Below are 18,267 nucleotides of genomic sequence, written 5' to 3' on the forward strand. Positions count from 1 at the left end.
ATCTTTAATATCGCACACAAAAAAAAACCGACCTAAAGGCCGGTTTTTCAGTTGAGTAATAATTACTCAGCAGCTTCAACTTCTTCTGGACGATCAACCAGCTCTACGTATGCCATAGGAGCGTTGTCGCCAACACGGAAGCCACATTTCAGGATACGCAGGTAACCACCGTTACGAGCAGCATAGCGCGGACCTAAAACGTCAAACAGCTTAACTACGATATCACGATCACGTGTACGAGAAAAAGCCAAACGGCGATTAGCCAAAGATGGTTTTTTACCCAGAGTGATCAGTGGCTCTGCTACACGGCGAAGTTCTTTCGCTTTTGGCAAAGTTGTTTTGATTACTTCGTGCTTCAACAAGGAGTTAGCCAAGTTGCGAAGCATCGCAAGACGATGACTCGACGTGCGATTTAATTTACGATTAGAAAGACGATGACGCATTTGTCAATTCCTTTGCTAGTACCAGCTTAAGGCTTGTCTAAGCCAGCCGGAGGCCAGTTTTCAAGGCGCATGCCAAGGCTAAGCCCTTTCGAAGCCAGCACTTCTTTGATCTCATTGAGTGATTTACGACCGAGATTAGGAGCCTTAAGTAGCTCTGTCTCTGTGCGCTGAATCAAATCACCGATGTAATAAATGTTTTCCGCTTTCAGGCAATTTGCTGAACGCACGGTCAACTCAAGATCATCAACTGGACGAAGCAGAATCGGATCAATAGTTACTTGTGGCTCAACAACTTTTTCTTCTTGCGTACCTTCCAGATCAGCAAAAACGCCAAGCTGGTCGATCAACATACGAGCGGCTTGACGAACTGCTTCGTCTGGCTCGATCACACCGTTGGTTTCAATGTCGATAATCAAACGATCAAGATCAGTGCGTTGTTCTACACGAGCACTTTCCACTTGGTAGCTTACACGGCGAATTGGACTGAACGATGCGTCCAGAATAATCGTTCCAATAGAACGACCCTCATCTTTATTCTGACGAGAAGGAGCTGGCTGATAGCCACGACCTTTCTCAACAGTAATATCCATGCTTAACTTGCCACCAGCAGACAGATGTGCAATCACATGATCAGGATTAATTACCTCAACATCATGTGGCAACTGAATGTCGGAAGCCTTGACGACACCCTCACCCTCTTTAGAGAGGGTCAGAGTGACTGATTCCCGACCATGCAGCTTCAGCACAACGCCTTTCAGGTTCAACAGGATATCGACAACGTCTTCCTGCACGCCATCCAAAGCGGAATATTCGTGCACAACACCTTCAATCTTAACTTCAGTTGGGGCAAAACCAGCCATTGAAGAAAGAAGGATTCGGCGTAGTGCATTACCGAGAGTATGGCCATAACCGCGCTCAAACGGCTCCATAACGACTTTAGCGTGAGCTTGAGCCAGAGCTTGCACATCGATGATGCGCGGTTTGAGCAACTCGTTTGCATTGATTTGCATAAGTCAGTATCCCTTGCCAACCGGTTCAGGTTATTACTTGGAGTAGAATTCAACTACTAACGATTCATTGATATCGCTAGACAGATCTGAACGCTCTGGCATGTTTTTGAACACGCCTTCCATTTTTTTAGAATCAACCTGTACCCAGCTTGGGAAGCCAATGCCTTCAGCCAAGCTCAAAGCTTCCTGAATACGTACTTGCTTCTTAGCTTTTTCACGTACAGCAACAACATCACCCGCCTTCACTTGGAAAGAAGGGATATTAACTACGTTGCCATTTACGGTAATCGCTTTGTGGGAAACGAGTTGACGAGATTCGGAACGAGTAGAACCGTATCCCATACGATATACAACGTTATCGAGACGAGACTCGAGCAATTTCAACAGATTTTCACCAGTTGAACCTTTGCGGCGAGCTGCTTCTTCAAAATAACGGCGGAACTGACGCTCCAAAACGCCGTAAATGCGACGGATCTTCTGCTTTTCACGCAGGTGAACGCCGTAGTCCGACAGACGCGTATTTTTCTTAGCGCCATGCTGGCCTGGGGCTTGTTCCAGCTTGCACTTACTGTCGAGCGAACGACGTGCGCTTTTCAAGAACAGATCCGTGCCTTCGCGGCGTGCAAGTTTGCACTTGGGTCCAATATAACGAGCCATTTCTTACTCCGAATTAGATACGACGCTTTTTCGCAGGACGGCAGCCGTTGTGCGGAACAGGCGTCACATCCGAGATGCTAGTGATCTTGAAGCCCAATGCGTTTAAAGCACGCACTGAAGATTCACGACCAGGACCCGGACCCTTGATGCGTACTTCTAGGTTTTTAACACCATATTCTTGGGCAACTTTACCAGCTGCTTCTGCGGCAACCTGTGCAGCAAAAGGTGTACTTTTACGAGAGCCTTTGAAACCAGCACCGCCCGAGGTAGCCCAAGATAAAGCATTGCCTTGGCGATCAGTGATGGTAATGATCGTGTTATTGAAAGAAGCGTGAACGTGCACGATTCCTTCAGACACACTCTTTTTGACTTTCTTACGTACACGAGCTGTGTTTGCTTTAGCCATAATTTATGTCCTTAATTACTTCTTGCCAGCGATAGACTTGCGAGGACCCTTACGAGTGCGCGCATTTGTCTTAGTACGCTGACCGCGAACTGGCAGGCCTTTGCGATGGCGGAAACCACGATAGCAACCAAGATCCATAAGGCGCTTGATGCTCATAGTTACCTCACGACGCAGATCACCTTCAACAGTGAATTTGCCTACTTCGTCACGTAGTTTTTCAAGTTCAACATCACTGAGATCTTTAACTTTCTTGCTTGGCTCAATTGCAGTAGTAGCACAAATCGCTTTAGCGCGAGTTTGACCAATACCGTAAATAGCCTGAAGACCGATCACAGTATGCTGATGATTAGGTATGTTAACCCCAGCAATACGGGCCATACTTCTTACCCCAGGTTAAAAAGTGGTGGATTTTAACACCAATAGCCGATTGACTCAATCAGCCTTGACGCTGCTTGTGCCGTGGGTCAGTACAAATTACACGCACAATACGATTGCGACGGATAATTTTGCAGTTACGGCAGATTTTCTTGACCGATGCTTGAACTCTCATGGTCTATCCTTTGAGAACAAAGTAAAATCCCAGCCAACAAAATCATTGACTGGAACACGTTGCAACTACTGTTTTTGACAATTGCACCAAAACCAGCACAATCGAATTCCAGTAAAGCCCACGACTATAACACGTGAATCAAAACTAGAAAAGAAAAAACAGCAGCCACACGTCCGATAAAAGAAAAGATCTTAATCAATTAAGATCTTTTCCATTCATGCTTCGCAAAAATAAGTTTTGAAGCTTAACAACTAGATTTACGAACCTTTAAAATTAGCCTTCTTGAGCAGGCTATCGTATTGGTGCGACAGAACATATGACTGCATCTGAGCCATGAAATCCATCGTAACAACAACCAAGATTAGCAGAGAAGTACCACCAAAATAGAATGGGACATTCCACTTCAAAATCAAGAACTCTGGGATCAAGCAAACCAGCGTAATATACACAGCGCCGATCAGAGTTAGTTTCATAATCAATTTTTCAATGTACTTAGCAGTGTGGTCACCAGGGCGATAACCAGGAACCATAGCACCACTCTTCTTCAAATTCTCTGCTGTTTCACGTGGATTAAATACAAGCGCAGTATAAAAATAACAGAAAAAGATAATAGCAGCAGCGTAACACAGCACATAAAGCGGCTGACCAGGGTGCAATTTATCACCAATAGTCTTCAGCCAAGAGAAATGCTCACTATTGCCGGTCCACGACAACACTGTCGCTGGAAATAGGATGATCGAAGAAGCGAAGATCGGCGGAATCACACCAGCCATATTCAGCTTCAAAGGCAAATGTGAACTTTGAGCCTGCATCAAACGATTGCCTACTTGACGTTTTGCGTACTGGATCGGAACTTTACGTTGACCACGCTCTACAAATACCACTGCAGCAGTTAGCAAAATCACGCCAACGAACAGAAACAGCACCAATAGGATAGGCAGAGCACCTTGAGACGTTAGACTCAAAGTCTTACCAATCGCAGAAGGAACCCCAGAGGCAATACCTGCGCAAATAATAATTGAAATACCGTTACCGATACCACGCTCGGTGATTTGCTCACCAAGCCACATCAAGAACATCGTACCTGTAACTAAAGAAACCATTGTTACAGCAACAAACAACCATTGATCCATAACAACCAAATTTGGTTGCTTGAATAGCATCAGGGCAATACCGAAGCTCTGTGCAGTAGCAAGGAGGACGGTAAAGTAACGAGTATATTGCGTTAATTTACGGCGCCCAGCCTCACCTTCTTTCTTTAATTGCTTAAGGTTAGGCAGCACCTCACCAGCCAACTGAATGATAATCGACGCCGAAATATACGGCATGATACCAATAGCAAACACGGTAAAGCGTGACAAAGCACCACCGGAAAACATGTTAAACATATTTAACAAGCCGGTCTGCGAAGACTGGAACAAGTTTGCTAGCTCAACAGGGTTAATCCCTGGAACAGGTATGTGCGCACCGATACGGTAGACAATCAATGCACCAACAACAAACCAAATACGTTTTTTTAGATCAGCAAATTTACTTGCTGAACCAGCCATTGCGGGATTTGCCACGTTCTGCCTTAACCTTTAAGAATTATTACTCACCAACAGAACCACCAGCAGCTTCAATCGCAGCCTTAGCGCCCTTAGTAGCCAAAACACCTTTCAATGTTACAGCTTTTTCAATCGCACCAGACAATACAACTTTGCAGCTAATAGAATGCTGAGAAATCAAACCAGCTTGAACCAAGCTAAGCATGTCGATTTCAGTGATTGGCAACGCTTGCAACTCAGACAGAGTCACTTCTGCATTTTTGCCTTGAGCCAAAGATTTGAAACCACGTTTTGGCAAGCGGCGTTGCAAAGGCATTTGACCGCCTTCAAAACCTACTTTATGGAAACCACCAGAACGTGACTTTTGACCTTTGTGACCACGGCCGCAAGTTTTACCCAAACCCGAACCGATACCACGACCAACACGCTTGCTAGAGTGCTTAGCACCAACGCCAGGAGTTAAAGTATTCAGTTCCATTTTAACCCTCAACCTTTAGCAAGTAGCTAATCTTGTTAACCATACCACGGTTTTCAGGTGTATCGATAACAACAGCAGAGCTGTTTGTTTTACGAAGACCTAAACCACGAGCGCAGGCTTTGTGCGACTCAAGGCGACCAATCAAGCTTTTAACCAAAGTCACTTTAATTGTTTTAACGTCGCTCATTGTGCACCCCCAAGAATCTCTTCAACTGACTTGCCGCGTTTAGCAGCAATTTCAGCCGGTGTATGCAATTTAGACAAACCATCTAATGTTGCACGTACGATATTGTATGGGTTTGTTGAGCCATGGCATTTAGCAGTGATGTTATGAATACCCATAACTTCAAAAACCGCACGCATAGGGCCGCCAGCAATGATACCAGTACCTTCAGGAGCAGGCTGCATAAATACGGTTGTAGCACCATGCTTACCGAATACTGTATGTTGCACAGTCCCGTTCCGCAGATTAACTTTAACCATCTTGCGACGAGCTTCTTCCATCGCTTTTTGTACAGCTACAGGCACTTCTTTAGACTTGCCCTTACCCATACCAACGCCACCATCACCATCACCAACGACAGTAAGAGCAGCAAAACCAAGGATACGACCGCCTTTAACGACTTTAGTAACGCGATTAACGCTTACCATCTTCTCACGAAGGCCGTCCTGACGATCTTCCATTTCGTTCTTAGCCATTATTTGAACTCCAATTAGAAGACGAGGCCAGCTTCACGAGCCGCTTCAGCCAACGCCTTAACGCGGCCGTGGTATTGGAAACCTGAGCGATCGAAAGCAACGTTTTGAACACCAGCTGCTTTTGCTTTTTCAGCAATCAGCTTACCAACAGCTACCGCACTAGCAACGTTACCGCCATTCTTAACTTCAGAACGCAGAGCTGCTTCAAGTGTATTAGCTGAAGCCAAAACTTTACTGCCAGTCTCATCAATGATCTGAGCGTAAATATGGCTATTGGTACGATGCACAGACAGACGCACGACCTTGAGCTCCGCAATCTTGGCACGGGTTTTACGTGCACGGCGAAGTCTGCTTTGATTCTTATCCATAATTTAGCCTCGATTACTTCTTCTTGGTTTCTTTGATAACAACCACTTCATCAGCATAACGAACACCCTTGCCTTTATAAGGCTCTGGAGAACGGTAAGCGCGAATTTCAGCTGCTACTTGGCCAAGAAGTTGTTTATCGGCACCCTTTAAGATGATCTCAGTCTGAGACGGAGTCTCACACTTGATACCTGCGGGCATTTGATGCGCTACTGGGTGCGAAAAACCCAAAGACAAATTCAGCACATCACCTTGAGCTTGGGCACGGTAACCAACACCTACAAGCGTCAATTTACGCTCGAAGCCTTTGTTTACACCCGCCACCATGTTGTTCACCAGTGCACGCAATGTACCAGACATTGAGCGAGCAAACTTGCTATTGCCATTAGCCGCAAAAACGACAGAACCGTCTTTAACCTCTACTGCAACCTCAGAAACAACTGGATGAGATAAAGTACCTTGCGGGCCTTTAACTTCAATTTTGCCTTGGCCGAGTTTTACTTCGACGCCAGCTGGAATTGCAACCGGATTTTTAGCTACGCGAGACATTGTGACACCTCATCAAGCAACGATGCACAGCAACTCGCCACCAATACCATTGGCACGCGCTTTGCGGTCGGTCATCACACCCTTGGAAGTGGACAGAATCGCCACGCCAAGACCATTCATCACACTTGGGATGTCGCTAGTACCGCGATAATCACGCAAGCCTGGTTTTGAAACACGGTCGAGACGCTCAATAACTGGGCGACCAGCGTAGTATTTCAATTCGATCGTCAAAACTGGCTTAACCTCACCACTTACAACGAACGATTCAACATAACCTTCTTCATGCAGTACTTTTGCAATTGCAACCTTCAACTTAGAAGATGGCATTACTACCGAAGCTTTATCAGCGCGCTGAGCATTGCGAATACGAGTCAGCATATCGGCGATAGGATCATGCATTGCCATGTTATTTCTCTCCTATTACCAGCTTGCTTTAACAAGACCCGGGATTTCGCCTTTGAAAGCGAGATCGCGCAACTTGCTACGGCCAAGACCAAACTTACGATATACACCACGCGAACGACCAGTCAATTTGCAACGGTTGTGCAAACGTACAGGTGAAGAATTACGTGGCAACTGCTGGAGTTTCAAACGAGCTTGGAATTGATCTTCCTCGCTCGCACTTTGGTCGTTAATAATGACCAGAAGTTTTTCGCGTTTTGCTGCGTATTTAGCAACTACTGCCGCACGCTTAGCTTCACGATTAATCAGTGCAAGTTTTGCCATGATCGCCTCAATTCTTGAACGGGAACTTAAAGGCTGCGAGCAATGCGCGCGCTTCCTCATCAGTCTTAGCCGTAGTCGTAATGGTAATGTTCATGCCACGCAAAGCATCAATCTTATCGTACTCGATTTCCGGGAAGATGATCTGCTCTTTAACGCCCATGTTGAAGTTGCCGCGGCCATCAAAAGATTTGCCACCAACACCACGGAAGTCACGTACACGTGGAAGTGCAATCGTCACCAAACGATCTAAGAATTCGTACATACGTTCACGACGCAAAGTTACCTTGCAACCAACTGGGTAACCATCACGAATTTTAAAACCTGCGATCGATTTTTTCGATTTTGTCACTACTGGCTTTTGACCTGCGATTTTCTGCATGTCGCCAACAGCAAACTCCATTACTTTTTTATCTGCAACTGCTTCGCCAACACCCATATTGATTGTAATTTTCTCAATACGCGGTACTTGCATAGCTGATTTGTAGCCAAATTGTTTTACCAATTCAGGAACGATCTTGCTTTCATATACTTCTTGAAAACGAGCCATTGTAATTCCCCTTAGGCGCCGACAACTTCGCCGCTAGACTTGAAAACGCGAACTTTTTTGCCGTCTTCAAGAGTCTTGAAGCCAACACGGTCTGCTTTACCAGTCTTAGCATTGAAAATAGCAACATTAGATACGTGAACTGGCATAGTCAGCTCAACGATACCACCTTGCACACCGCGCATTGGATTAGGCTTCTGGTGCTTCTTAACAACGTTAACACCTTCAACAACAACACGATCAGTAGCAGGCAGTGCGCGCACAACAGTGCCACGCTTACCTTTATCTTTGCCAGTGAGAACTACAACTTCATCGCCTTTGCGAATCTTATTCATACTGGATTCCTCTTATAAAACTTCTGGCGCAAGCGATACAATCTTCATAAAGCGCTCAGTACGCAATTCACGCGTAACTGGCCCGAAGATACGAGTACCGATTGGCTCGAGTTTTGCATTAAGAAGAACAGCAGCATTACCGTCGAACTTAATCAACGCGCCATCAGCACGACGAACACCTTTAGCAGTACGAACAACTACGGCGTTGTATACATCACCCTTCTTCACGCGTCCGCGAGGGGCCGCATCCTTGATGCTCACCTTAATGATGTCACCAACAGATGCATAACGACGCTTAGAGCCACCCAACACTTTGATACACATAACTGAACGTGCACCAGTGTTATCAGCAACCTCTAGCTTTGATTGCATTTGAATCATTTAGAACAAACCTCCAACTTAATCCACCTGATTAGCCTGGTTCAACCAGGTGCCCGGATGAACCGAGCCAAGAGTGGCCAGTTTTGGATCCCGATGGGAAAACAGCGCACCACGCAAGCATGACACGCAAGGAAAACGGGCATTCTACACAAGTTAGAATGCCCGCGCAAGCAGTATACGTTATTTAATCGAAATTAAATAACGCGTGCTTTTTCTACCAGGCCAGTTACAGCCCAAGATTTAGTCTTAGACAATGGACGGCACTCTTCAATCGTCACAACATCGCCTTCAGCGTATTGATTCGACTCATCGTGCGCATGGTATTTTTTAGATTGACGAACCATCTTGCCGTAGAGTGGGTGTTTAACCAAACGCTCAACAAGAACAGTTACAGTCTTATCCATTTTATTGCTAACCACTCGACCAGTCAGCGTACGCTTGAGTTTAGCTTCGCTCATATTAGGCAGCCTTCTGAGTGAGAACGGTAAGAACGCGCGCAATATCTTTACGCACACGCTTGAGTTCGCTTGTGTTAGCCAATTGGCCGGTCGCATGCTGCATGCGAAGGCTAAACTTGGCTTTCAGCAGCGCCGTCAATTCGCCCTTCAGCTCTTCAACGGATTTCTGTTGCAGTTCAGTCGCTTTCATCATTGCCCCACTTGGCGAGAAACCATGGTCACAGCAAAAGGAAGCTTAGCAGAAGCCAAACGGAAGGCCTCGCGTGCAATCTCTTCTGACACACCATTCAATTCATACAAAACTTTACCAGGCTGAATTTCAGCTACGTAGTAGTCAGGAGAACCCTTACCCCCACCCATACGAACTTCAGCTGGTTTAGTAGAAATTGGCTTATCTGGGAACACACGAATCCACACACGGCCACCACGCTTGATATAACGCGTAATAGCACGACGAGCAGATTCAATTTGGCGCGCAGTCAAACGACCACGGCTAGTTGCTTTCAGACCAAACTCGCCGAATGCAACTGTGTTACCGCGAGTAGCGATACCTGTATTGCGGCCCTTTTGGACCTTACGGAATTTGAGTCTAGTTGGCTGCAGCATTGCGAGGCCCCTTACGTGGTTTCTTCTGAGTTTCTACAGGCTCAGCAGCAGATTTTTCACCTGGCTTAACATCACCCTTATACACCCAAACTTTTACGCCGATAATACCGTAGGTAGTCTTAGCTTCAGATGTTGCGTAATCGATATCCGCACGCAAAGTATGCAAAGGCACACGACCCTCACGATACCATTCAGTACGCGCAATCTCGATACCATTCAGACGACCTGAAGACATAATCTTGATACCTTGAGCACCAAGACGCATTGCATTTTGCATTGCACGCTTCATGGCACGACGGAACATAACGCGCTTTTCAAGCTGAGCAGTGATGCTATCAGCAATGATTTGCGCATCGATTTCAGGCTTGCGCACTTCTTCGATGTTCACATGCACAGGCACGTTCAAGATTTTTTGCAACTGAGCCTTCAACTGCTCAATATCTTCGCCTTTTTTACCAATTACAACACCTGGACGAGCCGAGTAAATGGTAACTTTAGCATTTTTAGCTGGACGCTCAATAACGACACGACTAACAGCAGCACCGGCCAATTTCTTTTTCAAGAAATCACGCACTTCGATGTCTTCATTCAACATCTTAGCGAAATTAGCACTGTTGGCGTACCAACGAGAAGACCAGTTTTTTGTTACAGGTAAACGAAAACCTGTTGGATGAATTTTCTGACCCATGAGTCGCTCCTTAATCGCCAACAGTGAGAGTAATGTGGCAAGTTTGCTTCTCAATACGATTACCACGGCCTTTAGCGCGCGCAGAGAATCGTTTTAAAGAAGGACCTTTGTCCACATAAATCGTTTTCACTTTGAGTGTGTCGATATCGGCACCTTCATTGTGCTCGGCATTGGCGATAGCCGACTCAAGAACCTTCTTGATCAAAACTGCACCCTTTTTAGGGCAGAAGGCCAGAATATTCAGCGCCTGCTCTACGGGCTTGCCACGAACGAGGTCTGCGACAAGACGCGCTTTCTGAGCTGAGAGGCGAGTGTTGCTTAGTACAGCAGATACTTGCATTTCTTCACCTTATCGCTTGGATTTTTTGTCCGCGGCATGACCTTTAAATGTACGAGTCAACGCGAACTCGCCCAATTTATGGCCAACCATGTTTTCATTCACGTACACAGGAATGTGCTGCTTGCCGTTATGCACAGCAATAGTCAAGCCAACAAAATCTGGCAAGATAGTAGAACGACGCGACCAAGTTTTAACTGGACGCTTATCGTTGTTAGCACGAGTGGTTTCAACTTTCTTCAGCAAGTGCAGGTCAACGAAAGGACCTTTTTTCACGGAACGTGCCATGTTGCATTACCCCTTGTTCGCGAAACGACGACGGACAATCATATTGTTCGTACGCTTGTTACGACGAGTGCGATAGCCCTTAGTAGGTTGACCCCACGGACTAACTGGCACGCGACCTTCGCCTGTACGACCTTCACCACCACCGTGTGGGTGATCAACAGGGTTCATTGCAGTACCACGAACAGTAGGACGAATACCCAACCAGCGCTTAGCACCAGCCTTACCGTACGAGCGCAGGCTATGCTCACCATTGCCAACTTCGCCAATAGTTGCGCGGCAATCTACGTGCACCTTGCGAATCTCACCCGAGCGCAAACGCAATTGAGCATAAGCACCTTCACGAGCCAACAATTGAACGCTAGTACCAGCTGAACGAGCCAATTGAGCGCCTTTACCAGGCTGTAACTCAATGCAATGGATCGTCGAACCAACAGGAATATTACGGATCGGCAATGCATTACCAACTTTAATTGGTGCATCAGAGCCAGAAACCACAGACATACCAGCTGACAAGCCTTTAGGTGCAATAATGTAAGCACGCTCACCGTCTGCATAACAAAGCAAAGCAATATTTGCTGTACGATTTGGGTCGTACTCAAGACGCTCAACTTTAGCAACGATACCATCTTTATTGCGACGGAAATCGATCAAACGATAATGCTGCTTATGACCACCACCAATATGGCGTGTAGTGATATGACCATTATTATTACGGCCGCCAGTTTTAGACTTTTTCACCAACAAAGGAGCATAAGGAGCACCTTTATGGAGATCAGGACTAACAACTTTAACAACCGCGCGGCGACCTGGTGATGTCGGTTTTACTTTAACCAAAGCCATTTCTCAGTCTCCTTATTGCGCAGAAGCCAAGTCAATTTCCTGACCGGCAACCAAGCTAACGTAGGCTTTCTTCCAATCCTTACGACGACCAGCTGTACGGCCGAAACGCTTAGACTTGCCTTTAACGTTAATTGTTGTTACTGCATCTACCTTTACTTTGAAAAGCAATTCCACTGCAGCCTTAATTTCGGCCTTAGTAGCATCGGTAGATACGCGAAATACAACCTGCTCAGATTTTTCAGCCAACATAGTGCTTTTTTCAGACACTACTGGCGCCAAAATCACTTGCAACAGGCGATTTTCAGCGAATTTGATCATGCGAACATCTCCTCAAACGCCTGAAGAGCTTCACGAGTCAAGACCACTTTCTTGAAACGCACCAAGCTAACAGGGTCAGCCTGAGCTGGCTCAAGAACCAGTACATGTGGCAAGTTACGTGAAGCAAGATACAGATTCTCATCCAATTCTTTCGTAACGATCAGCACGTTATCCAACTGCATTTCAGCCAATTTCTGGGCAAATGCTTTTGTTTTTGGCGCTTCGAGAACAAAAGAATCAACAACCACCAAACGATCTTCACGCACTAATTGCGACAAAATTGTCGCAATACCAGCACGGTACATTTTGCGGTTTACTTTATGAGAAAAATTCTCATCAGGGCTATTTGGGAAAGTACGACCACCACCACGCCACAATGGAGAAGAAGACATACCAGCGCGTGCGCGACCAGTACCTTTCTGACGCCAAGGCTTTTTGGTAGTGTGCTTAACATCGGTACGGTCTTTCTGAGCGCGATTACCGCTACGAGCATTAGCAAAGTAGGCTGTTACTACTTGATGCACCAAAGCTTCATTAAATTCGCGACCAAACAAAGAATCCGAACCAGCAACGGCAGCTTGCGCCTCGCCTTTAAGATTTACAGATTTAAGTTCCATTACGCACCCACCTTCACGCCCGGACGAACGACAACTTGATTGCCTTTAGAGCCTGGGACACCACCCTTAACCAACAGCAATTGACGCTCAGCATCAACGCGGACGATCTCCAGGTTTTGTACAGTACGCTTCTCGTTACCATACTGACCAGCCATACGCTTACCAGGGAATACACGACCTGGATCCTGCGCCATACCGATCGAACCAGCAGAACGGTGAGATACAGAGTTACCATGCGACTCACGATTAGAGCTGAAGTGGTGACGCTTGATAACACCAGTAAAACCCTTACCTTGGGTTGTACCAGTCACATCAACGATCTGACCAACACTAAACATTTCTACAGACAGTGCATCACCAGCTTTCAAGCCAGCAATTTTATCAGCTGACAAGCGGAACTCAACAAGAGCCTCACCAGCTTCTACACCAGCAGCAGCAAAGTGACCTGCTTCTGCTTTATTTACACGACTAGCTTTCTTAGCGCCGAAAGTCACTTGAACAGCTGAATAGCCATCCACTTCCTGCGTTTTGATTTGCGTGACGCGATTTGCGGCCATATCAAGCACCGTTACAGGGATAGACAAACCATCCTCTGCAAAGACGCGAGTCATGCCGACTTTGCGACCTACAAGACCTAAGCTCATAGTTATTCCCTTTATCAAGGGCCAGTTACGATTGACTGGCTATGACCATTAAAAAATAAAACGGACTTGCCATTACGAAATGGCAAGTCCGCGATACTAACACACAATTTCTTTTAACTGCAAGCACTTAGCCTGCAAAAAAATTAGTTCAGCTTAATTTCAACATCAACACCAGCTGGCAAATCTAGCTTCATCAACGCATCAACAGTTTTATCAGTTGGGTCAACGATGTCCATCATGCGCAAGTGAGTGCGGATTTCGAACTGATCACGAGAAGTTTTGTATACGTGCGGTGAACGCAAGATATCAAAACGCTCGATTTTAGTTGGCAAAGGAACTGGACCTTTAACAACCGCACCAGTACGTTTAGCAGTTTCAACAATTTCTTGAGCCGAACGATCGATCAAAGAATAGTCAAATGCTTTTAAACGAATACGGATTTTTTGGTTTTGCATTTTGAGTCCCTATTATTCGATGACTTTAGCAACAACACCAGCACCAACCGTACGACCACCTTCACGAATCGCAAAGCGCAAACCTTGCTCCATCGCGATCGGGCAGATCAACGTTACAGTGATAGACACGTTATCGCCTGGCATAACCATTTCAGTACCTTCTGGCAACGCGATCGCGCCAGTTACGTCCGTTGTACGGAAGTAGAACTGTGGACGGTAGTTGCTGAAGAATGGTGTATGACGACCACCCTCTTCTTTCGACAGAACGTAGATTTCTGAAGTGAATTTAGTGTGTGGCGTGATTGAACCTGGTTTAGCCAATACTTGACCACGCTGAACGTCTTCACGCTTAGTACCGCGCAGCAACGCACCAATGTTATCACCAGCTTGACCTTGATCCAACAACTTACGGAACATCTCAACGCCAGTACAAGTTGTCTTAACAGTTGGAACGATACCAACGATCTCGATTTCTTCACCAACTTTAACGATACCGCGCTCTACACGACCAGTTACTACAGTACCACGACCAGAAATTGAGAATACATCCTCAACTGGCATCAGGAATGTACCATCAACTGCACGCTCTGGCAGAGGAATGTACGTATCCAAAGCCTCAGCCAAGCGGTAGATTGCTGGCTCACCGTATTCGCCTTGATCACCTTCCAGCGCTGCACGAGCAGAACCAGTAATGATTGGGGTGTCGTCACCTGGGAAGTCATATTTAGACAACAGGTCACGAACTTCCATTTCAACCAATTCGAGCAACTCAGCATCATCAACCAAGTCAGCTTTGTTCATGAATACGATGATGTATGGAACGCCAACCTGACGAGACAACAAGATGTGCTCACGAGTTTGTGGCATAGGACCATCAGCAGCAGAAACCACCAAGATCGCGCCGTCCATCTGCGCCGCACCAGTAATCATGTTTTTAACATAATCCGCGTGGCCTGGGCAGTCTACGTGAGCGTAGTGGCGAGTCTCAGTTTCGTATTCAACGTGTGCTGTATTAATAGTAATACCACGTGCTTTTTCTTCAGGCGCGCTGTCGATTTGAGAGTAATCTTTAGCTTCACCACCGAACTTACGAGTCAATACAGTAGTAATTGCTGCAGTCAGGGTTGTTTTACCGTGGTCAACGTGACCGATTGTACCAACGTTAACGTGCGGCTTGGTCCGCGTAAACTTTTCTTTAGCCATTTTTCAAATATCCTTTAAATTATTTCTTAGCCATGATTGCATCAGCGATGTGCTTAGGCGCGATTGAGTAATGCTTGAATTCCATAGAGTAAGTTGCACGACCTTGCGACATAGAGCGCAATGTAGTCGAGTAACCAAACATCTCAGAGAGAGGAACTTCAGCCTTAACCATTTTGCCACCAGCAGGATTATCATCCATACCTTGCAAAATACCGCGACGTGAAGAGATGTCACCCATGATGTCGCCCATGTACTCTTCTGGAGTCTCGATTTCAACAGCCATCATAGGCTCAAGAATTACCGGACCCGCGCGACGCATAGCTTCCTTGAAGGCAATAGAACCCGCCAATTCAAACGCAATTTGCGACGAGTCTACGTCGTGGTACGAACCAAAGGTCAGACGAACCTTAACGTCTACAACAGGGAAACCAGCCAACACACCAGACTTCAGTGTATTTTGAATACCCTTATCAACCGATGGAATGAACTCACGAGGAATTACACCACCCTTGATCTCGTCAATGAACGAGTAACCATTACCTTCACCAGCTGGTTCAATGGTAATCGTACAATCACCATACTGACCCTTACCACCAGACTGCTTAGCATGCTTACCTTGCACATCTGCTGCGATTTGAGTAATCGTTTCGCGATAAGCAACTTGCGGCGCTCCAACGTTAGCTTCAACACCAAACTCACGTTTCATACGATCAACAAGAATCTCAAGGTGCAACTCACCCATACCCGACATGATAGTCTGGCCAGTCTCTTCATCAGTACGTACGCGGAACGATGGATCTTCTTTAGCCAAGCGACCCAAAGCCAAGCCCATCTTCTCTTGGTCAGCCTTAGTTTTTGGCTCAACCGCAACGTGAATTACTGGCTCAGGGAACACCATGCGCTCAAGAATAATCGCATTGTCTGGATCACACAAAGTCTCACCAGTCGTCACGTCTTTCAAGCCGATTGCCGCAGCAATATCACCAGCACGAACTTCTTCAATTTCCTTACGATCGTTCGCATGCATTTGAACGATACGACCGATACGCTCTTTCTTGCCTTTCACTGAGTTCAGAACTGATTCGCCTGAATTCAAAACGCCAGAATAAACGCGGAAGAACGTCAACTGACCAACGTACGGGTCATTCATCAACTTGAACGCCAAAGCTGAGAAAGGAGCAGCATCAGAAGCAGGACGAGTCGCCTCTTGCTCACGATCATCTACACCTTTAACGTCAGCAATATCAAGCGGTGATGGCAAGAACTCAATTACAGCATCCAACATACGTTGAACACCTTTGTTCTTAAAGGCCGAACCACACAATACTGGCTGAATTTCACAAGCCAATGTACGAGTACGCAGAGCCGATACGATCTCTTCTTCTGAGAGCTCGCCAGTTTCTAAGTACTTATTCATTAACTCTTCTGATGCTTCAGCAGCAGATTCAACCATTTTCTCGCGCCACTCTTGCGCAACAGAAACCAGATCTGCAGGAATATCACCATACTCAAACTTCATACCTTGAGACGCTTCGTCCCAGATAATCGCCTTCATTTTGAGCAGGTCAACCACACCTTCAAACTTGTCTTCGGCACCAATAGGCACAACAACAGGCACTGGATTTGCTTTCAAGCGAATTTTCATTTGCTCAACCGCACGGAAGAAGTTGGCACCTGAGCGGTCCATCTTATTCACAAACGCCAGACGTGGTACGTTGTACTTATTAGCTTGGCGCCATACAGTTTCTGACTGAGGCTGAACACCACCTACAGCACAATAAACCATACAAGCACCATCCAGAACACGCATTGAACGCTCTACTTCAATCGTAAAGTCAACGTGACCTGGGGTATCAATAATATTTACCAAGTGCTCTTGGAACTGCAAACCCATACCTTTCCAGTAGGTAGTTGTTGCAGCAGAAGTAATGGTAATACCACGCTCTTGCTCTTGCTCCATCCAGTCCATAGTGGCTGCGCCATCATGAACCTCACCGATTTTATGATTTACACCGGTGTAGAACAAAATACGTTCAGTCGTAGTAGTCTTACCTGCATCAATGTGAGCTGAAATACCGATATTACGGTAGCGCTCAATAGGGGTCTTACGTGCCACGGCTCAATCCTTATTAGGAATACGCAATTAGAAACGGAAGTGAGCAAACGCTTTGTTTGCATCAGCCATACGATGCACTTCATCGCGTTTTTTCATCGCGCCGCCACGACCTTCAGCCGCGTCTAGAAGCTCACCTGCCAAACGCAGATCCATCGATTTTTCACCACGTTTACGAGCCGCTTCACGGACCCAACGCATCGCCAATGCCAGACGACGGCTAGGACGCACTTCTACTGGTACTTGGTAGTTAGCACCACCGACACGACGGCTCTTCACTTCAACAGCTGGCTTAACATTGCCAATTGCTGTGTTGAAAACTTCAATTGCATCTTTACCAGTCTTTTTCTCGATCTGAGTCAATGCACCATAAACGATACGCTCAGCAACGGCCTTTTTACCGTCAAGCATCACTACGTTCATGAATTTAGCGAGTTCTGTGCTACCGAATTTTGGATCGGGCAAGACATCACGCTTCGGTACTTCTCTGCGTCTTGGCATAATTTACTTCCTTAATGTGACATTCAGTTGGGGACTCACCCCTGGGACGCCCAAAGGGACGGCCACTTACTTGACAGCTTTTGCTCTGCGCTGCCGCACAGACTGCACCAATTACGCCTTAGGACGTTTAGCACCGTACTTAGAGCGAGCTTGCTTACGATTTTTAACGCCAGCCAAGTCAAGAGAGCCGCGTACGCAGTGATAGCGAACACCTGGCAAGTCTTTTACACGACCGCCGCGCAACAGCACAACACTGTGCTCTTGCAAGTTATGGCCTTCACCGCCGATGTACGAAATCACTTCGAAACCGTTAGTCAAGCGAACTTTACAAACCTTACGCAATGCAGAGTTTGGTTTTTTTGGAGTAGTTGTATATACGCGAGTACATACACCACGTTTTTGCGGGCAAGCTTCAAGAGCTGGTACTTTGCTCTTAAAAGTTTCCGCAACACGACCTTTACGGACGAGTTGGTTGATAGTTGGCATTGTTTTAACATCCTACCACGTT

General features: G+C 46.3%; 32 protein-coding genes. All 32 read right to left on the minus strand.

Annotation, left to right across the window (positions count from 1 at the left end; genetic code table 11):
* Window positions 1–62: 62 nt before the first annotated feature.
* The 32 genes from rplQ to rpsL all read right to left on the minus strand — a co-directional run bounded on the left by rplQ (window position 63) and on the right by rpsL (window position 18,245).
* Window positions 63–443: a 50S ribosomal protein L17 gene (rplQ, locus tag NT239_06935; protein ID XGA72549.1), complete on the minus strand. Its 381-nt coding sequence runs from the start codon at window positions 441–443 to the stop codon at window positions 63–65.
* Between the two features lie 26 nt (window positions 444–469).
* Window positions 470–1,453 (minus strand): DNA-directed RNA polymerase subunit alpha, encoded by a 984-nt coding sequence (gene rpoA / locus NT239_06940; protein ID XGA72550.1) that lies wholly within the window; start codon window positions 1,451–1,453, stop codon window positions 470–472.
* A gap of 33 nt (window positions 1,454–1,486) precedes the next feature.
* Window positions 1,487–2,110: a 30S ribosomal protein S4 gene (gene rpsD / locus NT239_06945; GenBank protein XGA72551.1), complete on the minus strand. Its 624-nt coding sequence runs from the start codon at window positions 2,108–2,110 to the stop codon at window positions 1,487–1,489.
* Between the two features lie 13 nt (window positions 2,111–2,123).
* Window positions 2,124–2,516: a 30S ribosomal protein S11 gene (rpsK, locus tag NT239_06950; protein ID XGA72552.1), complete on the minus strand. Its 393-nt coding sequence runs from the start codon at window positions 2,514–2,516 to the stop codon at window positions 2,124–2,126.
* 15 nt (window positions 2,517–2,531) lie between these two features.
* Complete coding sequence (gene rpsM / locus NT239_06955; protein XGA72553.1) at window positions 2,532–2,894, minus strand: 30S ribosomal protein S13; 363 nt, start codon at window positions 2,892–2,894, stop codon at window positions 2,532–2,534.
* 58 nt (window positions 2,895–2,952) lie between these two features.
* Window positions 2,953–3,066 (minus strand): 50S ribosomal protein L36, encoded by a 114-nt coding sequence (gene rpmJ / locus NT239_06960; protein XGA72554.1) that lies wholly within the window; start codon window positions 3,064–3,066, stop codon window positions 2,953–2,955.
* Window positions 3,067–3,323: 257 nt separating this feature from the next.
* Complete coding sequence (secY, locus tag NT239_06965; GenBank protein ID XGA72555.1) at window positions 3,324–4,616, minus strand: preprotein translocase subunit SecY; 1,293 nt, start codon at window positions 4,614–4,616, stop codon at window positions 3,324–3,326.
* Window positions 4,617–4,656: 40 nt separating this feature from the next.
* On the minus strand, window positions 4,657–5,091 hold the full coding sequence (gene rplO, locus NT239_06970; GenBank protein ID XGA72556.1) for a 50S ribosomal protein L15: 435 nt from the start codon (window positions 5,089–5,091) through the stop codon (window positions 4,657–4,659).
* 1 nt (window position 5,092) lies between these two features.
* Window positions 5,093–5,278, minus strand: coding sequence for a 50S ribosomal protein L30 (gene rpmD / locus NT239_06975; protein XGA72557.1), 186 nt, complete (start codon window positions 5,276–5,278; stop codon window positions 5,093–5,095).
* Window positions 5,275–5,790, minus strand: a complete 516-nt coding sequence (gene rpsE / locus NT239_06980) for a 30S ribosomal protein S5 (protein XGA72558.1) — start codon at window positions 5,788–5,790, stop codon at window positions 5,275–5,277. The genes rpmD and rpsE overlap by 4 nt, the downstream gene beginning before the upstream one ends.
* Before the next feature lie 14 nt (window positions 5,791–5,804).
* Window positions 5,805–6,158 (minus strand): 50S ribosomal protein L18, encoded by a 354-nt coding sequence (rplR, locus tag NT239_06985; protein ID XGA72559.1) that lies wholly within the window; start codon window positions 6,156–6,158, stop codon window positions 5,805–5,807.
* Window positions 6,159–6,171: 13 nt separating this feature from the next.
* On the minus strand, window positions 6,172–6,705 hold the full coding sequence (gene rplF, locus NT239_06990; protein ID XGA72560.1) for a 50S ribosomal protein L6: 534 nt from the start codon (window positions 6,703–6,705) through the stop codon (window positions 6,172–6,174).
* A 12-nt stretch (window positions 6,706–6,717) separates the two neighbouring features.
* Window positions 6,718–7,110 carry a 30S ribosomal protein S8 gene (gene rpsH, locus NT239_06995; protein ID XGA72561.1) on the minus strand — a complete coding sequence of 131 codons (393 nt, stop codon included), beginning with the start codon at window positions 7,108–7,110 and terminating at the stop codon, window positions 6,718–6,720.
* A 15-nt stretch (window positions 7,111–7,125) separates the two neighbouring features.
* Window positions 7,126–7,431 carry a 30S ribosomal protein S14 gene (rpsN, locus tag NT239_07000; GenBank protein ID XGA72562.1) on the minus strand — a complete coding sequence of 102 codons (306 nt, stop codon included), beginning with the start codon at window positions 7,429–7,431 and terminating at the stop codon, window positions 7,126–7,128.
* Window positions 7,432–7,438: 7 nt separating this feature from the next.
* A complete protein-coding gene (gene rplE, locus NT239_07005) occupies window positions 7,439–7,978 on the minus strand; it encodes a 50S ribosomal protein L5 (GenBank protein XGA72563.1) in 540 nt (179 codons plus the stop codon).
* Window positions 7,979–7,989: 11 nt separating this feature from the next.
* Window positions 7,990–8,310 (minus strand): 50S ribosomal protein L24, encoded by a 321-nt coding sequence (gene rplX, locus NT239_07010; protein XGA72564.1) that lies wholly within the window; start codon window positions 8,308–8,310, stop codon window positions 7,990–7,992.
* Window positions 8,311–8,322: 12 nt separating this feature from the next.
* Window positions 8,323–8,691, minus strand: a complete 369-nt coding sequence (gene rplN / locus NT239_07015; GenBank protein ID XGA72565.1) for a 50S ribosomal protein L14 — start codon at window positions 8,689–8,691, stop codon at window positions 8,323–8,325.
* A 194-nt stretch (window positions 8,692–8,885) separates the two neighbouring features.
* A complete protein-coding gene (gene rpsQ / locus NT239_07020; GenBank protein XGA72566.1) occupies window positions 8,886–9,149 on the minus strand; it encodes a 30S ribosomal protein S17 in 264 nt (87 codons plus the stop codon).
* Between the two features lies 1 nt (window position 9,150).
* Window positions 9,151–9,339 (minus strand): 50S ribosomal protein L29, encoded by a 189-nt coding sequence (gene rpmC / locus NT239_07025; protein XGA72783.1) that lies wholly within the window; start codon window positions 9,337–9,339, stop codon window positions 9,151–9,153.
* On the minus strand, window positions 9,339–9,755 hold the full coding sequence (gene rplP / locus NT239_07030; GenBank protein ID XGA72567.1) for a 50S ribosomal protein L16: 417 nt from the start codon (window positions 9,753–9,755) through the stop codon (window positions 9,339–9,341). Before rplP ends, rpmC begins: the two co-directional genes overlap by 1 nt.
* On the minus strand, window positions 9,739–10,443 hold the full coding sequence (gene rpsC / locus NT239_07035) for a 30S ribosomal protein S3 (GenBank protein XGA72568.1): 705 nt from the start codon (window positions 10,441–10,443) through the stop codon (window positions 9,739–9,741). Before rpsC ends, rplP begins: the two co-directional genes overlap by 17 nt.
* 10 nt (window positions 10,444–10,453) lie before the next feature.
* Window positions 10,454–10,783, minus strand: coding sequence for a 50S ribosomal protein L22 (gene rplV, locus NT239_07040; GenBank protein XGA72569.1), 330 nt, complete (start codon window positions 10,781–10,783; stop codon window positions 10,454–10,456).
* A gap of 9 nt (window positions 10,784–10,792) precedes the next feature.
* Window positions 10,793–11,068, minus strand: a complete 276-nt coding sequence (rpsS, locus tag NT239_07045; protein ID XGA72570.1) for a 30S ribosomal protein S19 — start codon at window positions 11,066–11,068, stop codon at window positions 10,793–10,795.
* 6 nt (window positions 11,069–11,074) lie between these two features.
* Entirely contained in the window at window positions 11,075–11,908 is an 834-nt protein-coding gene (gene rplB, locus NT239_07050) for a 50S ribosomal protein L2 (GenBank protein XGA72571.1), read from the minus strand.
* A gap of 12 nt (window positions 11,909–11,920) precedes the next feature.
* Window positions 11,921–12,223: a 50S ribosomal protein L23 gene (gene rplW / locus NT239_07055; protein XGA72784.1), complete on the minus strand. Its 303-nt coding sequence runs from the start codon at window positions 12,221–12,223 to the stop codon at window positions 11,921–11,923.
* Window positions 12,223–12,843, minus strand: coding sequence for a 50S ribosomal protein L4 (rplD, locus tag NT239_07060; GenBank protein ID XGA72572.1), 621 nt, complete (start codon window positions 12,841–12,843; stop codon window positions 12,223–12,225). Before rplD ends, rplW begins: the two co-directional genes overlap by 1 nt.
* Window positions 12,843–13,487, minus strand: coding sequence for a 50S ribosomal protein L3 (gene rplC, locus NT239_07065; GenBank protein ID XGA72573.1), 645 nt, complete (start codon window positions 13,485–13,487; stop codon window positions 12,843–12,845). Before rplC ends, rplD begins: the two co-directional genes overlap by 1 nt.
* Window positions 13,488–13,630: 143 nt before the next feature.
* Window positions 13,631–13,942, minus strand: coding sequence for a 30S ribosomal protein S10 (gene rpsJ / locus NT239_07070; protein ID XGA72574.1), 312 nt, complete (start codon window positions 13,940–13,942; stop codon window positions 13,631–13,633).
* Window positions 13,943–13,954: 12 nt separating this feature from the next.
* Window positions 13,955–15,145: an elongation factor Tu gene (tuf, locus tag NT239_07075; GenBank protein XGA72575.1), complete on the minus strand. Its 1,191-nt coding sequence runs from the start codon at window positions 15,143–15,145 to the stop codon at window positions 13,955–13,957.
* Window positions 15,146–15,164: 19 nt separating this feature from the next.
* Window positions 15,165–17,261 (minus strand): elongation factor G, encoded by a 2,097-nt coding sequence (fusA, locus tag NT239_07080; GenBank protein XGA72576.1) that lies wholly within the window; start codon window positions 17,259–17,261, stop codon window positions 15,165–15,167.
* A gap of 27 nt (window positions 17,262–17,288) precedes the next feature.
* Entirely contained in the window at window positions 17,289–17,759 is a 471-nt protein-coding gene (gene rpsG, locus NT239_07085; protein XGA72577.1) for a 30S ribosomal protein S7, read from the minus strand.
* A gap of 111 nt (window positions 17,760–17,870) precedes the next feature.
* Window positions 17,871–18,245 (minus strand): 30S ribosomal protein S12, encoded by a 375-nt coding sequence (rpsL, locus tag NT239_07090; protein XGA72578.1) that lies wholly within the window; start codon window positions 18,243–18,245, stop codon window positions 17,871–17,873.
* Between the last annotated feature and the right edge of the window lie 22 nt (window positions 18,246–18,267).

This window comes from Chitinibacter sp. SCUT-21, assembly GCA_041874755.1.
Taxonomy (GTDB): domain Bacteria; phylum Pseudomonadota; class Gammaproteobacteria; order Burkholderiales; family Chitinibacteraceae; genus Chitinibacter.

Coding starts and splice junctions, on each gene's coding strand:
- rplC (XGA72573.1), bottom strand. CDS start 13,487: ATGAGCTTAGGTCTTGTAGGTCGCAAAGTCGGCATGACTCGCGTCTTT.
- rpsG (XGA72577.1), bottom strand. CDS start 17,759: ATGCCAAGACGCAGAGAAGTACCGAAGCGTGATGTCTTGCCCGATCCA.
- rpsC (XGA72568.1), bottom strand. CDS start 10,443: ATGGGTCAGAAAATTCATCCAACAGGTTTTCGTTTACCTGTAACAAAA.
- rplO (XGA72556.1), bottom strand. CDS start 5,091: ATGGAACTGAATACTTTAACTCCTGGCGTTGGTGCTAAGCACTCTAGC.
- rplV (XGA72569.1), bottom strand. CDS start 10,783: ATGCAAGTATCTGCTGTACTAAGCAACACTCGCCTCTCAGCTCAGAAA.
- rpsD (XGA72551.1), bottom strand. CDS start 2,110: ATGGCTCGTTATATTGGACCCAAGTGCAAACTTGCACGCCGCGAAGGC.
- rpsM (XGA72553.1), bottom strand. CDS start 2,894: ATGGCCCGTATTGCTGGGGTTAACATACCTAATCATCAGCATACTGTG.
- rpsH (XGA72561.1), bottom strand. CDS start 7,110: ATGGCAATGCATGATCCTATCGCCGATATGCTGACTCGTATTCGCAAT.
- rplB (XGA72571.1), bottom strand. CDS start 11,908: ATGGCTTTGGTTAAAGTAAAACCGACATCACCAGGTCGCCGCGCGGTT.
- rplQ (XGA72549.1), bottom strand. CDS start 443: ATGCGTCATCGTCTTTCTAATCGTAAATTAAATCGCACGTCGAGTCAT.
- rpsL (XGA72578.1), bottom strand. CDS start 18,245: ATGCCAACTATCAACCAACTCGTCCGTAAAGGTCGTGTTGCGGAAACT.
- rplR (XGA72559.1), bottom strand. CDS start 6,158: ATGGATAAGAATCAAAGCAGACTTCGCCGTGCACGTAAAACCCGTGCC.
- rpsE (XGA72558.1), bottom strand. CDS start 5,790: ATGGCTAAGAACGAAATGGAAGATCGTCAGGACGGCCTTCGTGAGAAG.
- rplE (XGA72563.1), bottom strand. CDS start 7,978: ATGGCTCGTTTTCAAGAAGTATATGAAAGCAAGATCGTTCCTGAATTG.
- rpsK (XGA72552.1), bottom strand. CDS start 2,516: ATGGCTAAAGCAAACACAGCTCGTGTACGTAAGAAAGTCAAAAAGAGT.
- rpoA (XGA72550.1), bottom strand. CDS start 1,453: ATGCAAATCAATGCAAACGAGTTGCTCAAACCGCGCATCATCGATGTG.
- rplX (XGA72564.1), bottom strand. CDS start 8,310: ATGAATAAGATTCGCAAAGGCGATGAAGTTGTAGTTCTCACTGGCAAA.
- rpsJ (XGA72574.1), bottom strand. CDS start 13,942: ATGCAAAACCAAAAAATCCGTATTCGTTTAAAAGCATTTGACTATTCT.
- tuf (XGA72575.1), bottom strand. CDS start 15,145: ATGGCTAAAGAAAAGTTTACGCGGACCAAGCCGCACGTTAACGTTGGT.
- rpmD (XGA72557.1), bottom strand. CDS start 5,278: ATGAGCGACGTTAAAACAATTAAAGTGACTTTGGTTAAAAGCTTGATT.
- rpsQ (XGA72566.1), bottom strand. CDS start 9,149: ATGAGCGAAGCTAAACTCAAGCGTACGCTGACTGGTCGAGTGGTTAGC.
- rplN (XGA72565.1), bottom strand. CDS start 8,691: ATGATTCAAATGCAATCAAAGCTAGAGGTTGCTGATAACACTGGTGCA.
- rplP (XGA72567.1), bottom strand. CDS start 9,755: ATGCTGCAGCCAACTAGACTCAAATTCCGTAAGGTCCAAAAGGGCCGC.
- secY (XGA72555.1), bottom strand. CDS start 4,616: ATGGCTGGTTCAGCAAGTAAATTTGCTGATCTAAAAAAACGTATTTGG.
- rplD (XGA72572.1), bottom strand. CDS start 12,843: ATGGAACTTAAATCTGTAAATCTTAAAGGCGAGGCGCAAGCTGCCGTT.
- rpsN (XGA72562.1), bottom strand. CDS start 7,431: ATGGCAAAACTTGCACTGATTAATCGTGAAGCTAAGCGTGCGGCAGTA.
- rplF (XGA72560.1), bottom strand. CDS start 6,705: ATGTCTCGCGTAGCTAAAAATCCGGTTGCAATTCCAGCTGGCGTCGAA.
- rpmJ (XGA72554.1), bottom strand. CDS start 3,066: ATGAGAGTTCAAGCATCGGTCAAGAAAATCTGCCGTAACTGCAAAATT.
- rpsS (XGA72570.1), bottom strand. CDS start 11,068: ATGGCACGTTCCGTGAAAAAAGGTCCTTTCGTTGACCTGCACTTGCTG.
- rpmC (XGA72783.1), bottom strand. CDS start 9,339: ATGAAAGCGACTGAACTGCAACAGAAATCCGTTGAAGAGCTGAAGGGC.